Below are 2802 nucleotides of genomic sequence, written 5' to 3'. Positions count from 1 at the left end.
GACGATCCGAGTTGTCCTCGAACCCTGCAATACGGGGATCGCCTGGAGGGTGTAGCAAGTACCCCATGTTCATTTGTGCAATATGTTCCACAAAATATCTCCACCGCTGAAAGTGGTTTCTACAGTCACCAGCAGCTCTGACTCTGTCCAGCGATTTTAGATCTGTGGCCTACAAACCGACACGCAGAAACAACGCCGACGCTGTTCGCTCAATGCATCCTCTGCGGTTTGTTCGTTTGTCATTCAGCGGCCCAATCGTTCACGCCGAGCGCCGCGAAGATTCGATTGCCGTTCGCCGCTATTCACTTCTACGACTGTTCGCAGACAACATTGTGTATTCTTCCAGCGGCAAAAAATACGTTTCCACATGTTGCATGCTTGCTATGACTGGCCGCTGGTCTACAACTGGTGTCGTCAATCAGGAATGCCTGCTGCTGCCAGCATTTTATAGTAGGCGTCATAGATTTCTGGTTTTGCGATAGAGATACGAGCGCGCATATGCCGGAACATTGAAACGCTAAAATCGGGTTCCCGCGACATGTGAATACGTGCGAGTTCTCTAGCTCGGCTCTCATTGCCGAGAGCCATTTCCGCCACAAGTTCGTTCAGGAGAAAGACAGTCACAGTATTATGAAATGCACGCATTTTTTTGGGCGGTTTCTCTTAGATCGCGCCAGTTCCCTTCCGCGATTTGCGACAGGCTGATACCCATGTGGACACGGTAGTTTAGTGGGTCATTCGGGTTAAGTCGGAGCGCCTCCCTGGCGTGTGCCTGTGCCGTTTGTGCTTGACCCATCAGGCCATGCAGTACGCAACTGGATCCCCAGGCTGAAACGCAATTTGGGCTTTTCTCGACGACTTGATCCACAAGTGACAAACCGTACTCTGTATCCTCCGACAGAAACGCGAGTACGTAACCGGCATATGCTTGCGCCTCTAGGTCAAGATGTGATGCCGCCAGAGCCTCGTGTGCCAGCCGAACTGCGCAATCAAATCGGGCCTCGTTTGGACGCGTATCCGGGTTCCATAGCAAAGTGCGGATCCAGCCTCGAGCCGACAGCTTCATTCGCCCTTTTTCTTGGTGAGACCGTTCGAGACGAGATGGCCGATGGGGTCACCCTTGAGGCCATCGTTCATCACTTCAAGTCCTTCAAGTCAAACATCCAACATCCCAACATACACATTTTCCACTACGCCGATATGCGGCGCGATTTACTCTCTCATACCAGAAAGCTAGCTTCCGTACTCGGCCTCAAAATTGACGATGAAATGTTGGCCGCAATTGCGGAAAGTATGCAGTTCGAGAACATGCAAGCCAATGCACGCGCGAGTGCTAAGGAAGAAACACAACGGTCCACAACCTTCAAAGACCCGTCAGCCTTCTTCGATAGCGCAAGCAGTCGCAAGTGGGAGGGCAAGCTTTCAGACGAAGACCTTCTTGCGTTTCACAAACGTCTTGCAGAGTTGCTTCCGGAAGCCGACGCGCGATGGCTTCAGTCTGGCGGAGAGCTTCCTGCTTAGGACCTCGCTTTCTATTAAAGATTGCCGCTTCGGGACCGTCTCGGCCATCTGAGACTTTTTGCCGGATGACCCGTAACCACGATGAGCGGTCATTCATGCCCGCGAACGCGGCCAGGGTTTGCCCTAACCAACAACAGCCGTTCGCCGCGGTTTCGCCAGATGACTCAAATACGGACGAAGCGGACCATGCAAAGTTTGGTGGTCGAGACCGACTTTGGGCATGGTTTATGGTAAGATCCATGCAAGTGCTGCGAGGGAGAGTACCATGATCGACGCTGAACAGCGATTGGTAGACCACAACATCATTTTACCTGCGCCGCTAAAATTGCCTGTTGGTATGGTGTTGCCATTTCCGTGGATTAACGTTCGGGGCGACCGGGCGTTCGTATCTGGTCATGGACCACAAGAAATAGACGGTACTCCGGCCGCGCCATTTGGAGCAGTCGGAGAAAATGTGTCTGTGGAAGAGGGCTACGCCTCAGCACGCAAAGTCGGGCTTTCTATTCTCGGCAGTCTAAAGCGCGAACTTGGCAGTCTAAACCGAATAACGGGGTGGTGCCGAGTTCATGGGATGATAAATTGCAAATCTGGCTTCAGCGATACGCCTGCGGTTCTCAACGGTTTCACGGATTTGATCATTGACGTCTTTGGAGAAGAGATTGGCCGCCATTCACGTACGGCGGTCGGGGTGGCAGGCCTACCAATCAACTTCCCAATTGAAATCGAAGCAGAGGTTATTGTCTCAACGGCCTAGAATACACGTGAATCCGGAACGACGTACCGGTCAAAGAGGAGTAGGAATGTCGCTGCGCCGGGTAGAAGTACTGTATGGAAGAAGGCATTTGGGTGAGCCAGAAAGGAGACTTCATGATTAAGTTTATGCCTAAGTTTCTGATTGTAACGGCGCTCTGTACGATCCAATACTCTCAAGTAGCACTCGCGCAAAGTCACACTCACGACGCTGAAGTCACGCCGTACGCCGGTCTGCAATCCAGGACCATCAAAAGCTTATCTGAGACCGATTTAGAAGAGCTGCGGCGCGGCGGAGGTTGGGGTTTTGCCTTACCTGCGGAGCTGAATGGTAAACCAGGCCCAGCACACTTGCTCGAATTGAAAGATGAACTTGGACTCTCGAAAGATCAGGTGAAAAAAATTGAGGCGATCCATTCTGAAATGCGCGAACAGGCAATCGTTGCAGGCGAACGGTTTATTGAGGCCGAAGCGGCGTTGAGCGAAGCGTTAGCCGGTGACCAGCTAGACTTAGCCGAGCTATACAAACTT

3 protein-coding genes and 1 pseudogene are annotated in these 2802 nt (G+C 52.2%); 3 read left to right on the top strand and 1 reads right to left on the bottom strand.

The window, feature by feature from the left end; all coding sequences use genetic code 11:
• Positions 1–414: 414 nt before the first annotated feature.
• Positions 415–645, bottom strand: a complete 231-nt coding sequence (locus ACR0LH_RS21610; RefSeq protein WP_480722425.1) for a hypothetical protein — start codon at positions 643–645, stop codon at positions 415–417.
• A gap of 324 nt (positions 646–969) precedes the next feature.
• Here ACR0LH_RS21610 and ACR0LH_RS21605 point away from each other — a divergent pair, with 324 nt between their 5' ends.
• The 3 genes and pseudogenes from ACR0LH_RS21605 to ACR0LH_RS21595 all read left to right on the top strand — a co-directional run.
• Positions 970–1521 (top strand): sulfotransferase domain-containing protein, encoded by a 552-nt coding sequence (locus ACR0LH_RS21605; protein ID WP_480722424.1) that lies wholly within the window; start codon positions 970–972, stop codon positions 1519–1521.
• Positions 1522–1786: 265 nt separating this feature from the next.
• Positions 1787–2275, top strand: a complete 489-nt coding sequence (locus tag ACR0LH_RS21600) for a RidA family protein (RefSeq protein WP_170816229.1) — start codon at positions 1787–1789, stop codon at positions 2273–2275.
• A gap of 74 nt (positions 2276–2349) precedes the next feature.
• Positions 2350–2802, top strand: a pseudogene (locus ACR0LH_RS21595) (hypothetical protein); the annotation flags it as partial.

It is taken from the genome of Ruegeria sp. CL6 (genome assembly GCF_056536465.1).
The sequence above is the reverse complement of the archived record's forward strand: the minus strand, read 5'-3'. Positions and strand labels throughout refer to the sequence as shown.

Bases quoted from the DNA above. Each gene is read 5' to 3' on its own strand.
- ACR0LH_RS21610 (WP_480722425.1), bottom strand. From the start codon at position 645: ATGCGTGCATTTCATAATACTGTGACTGTCTTTCTCCTGAACGAACTT.
- ACR0LH_RS21600 (WP_170816229.1), top strand. From the start codon at position 1,787: ATGATCGACGCTGAACAGCGATTGGTAGACCACAACATCATTTTACCT.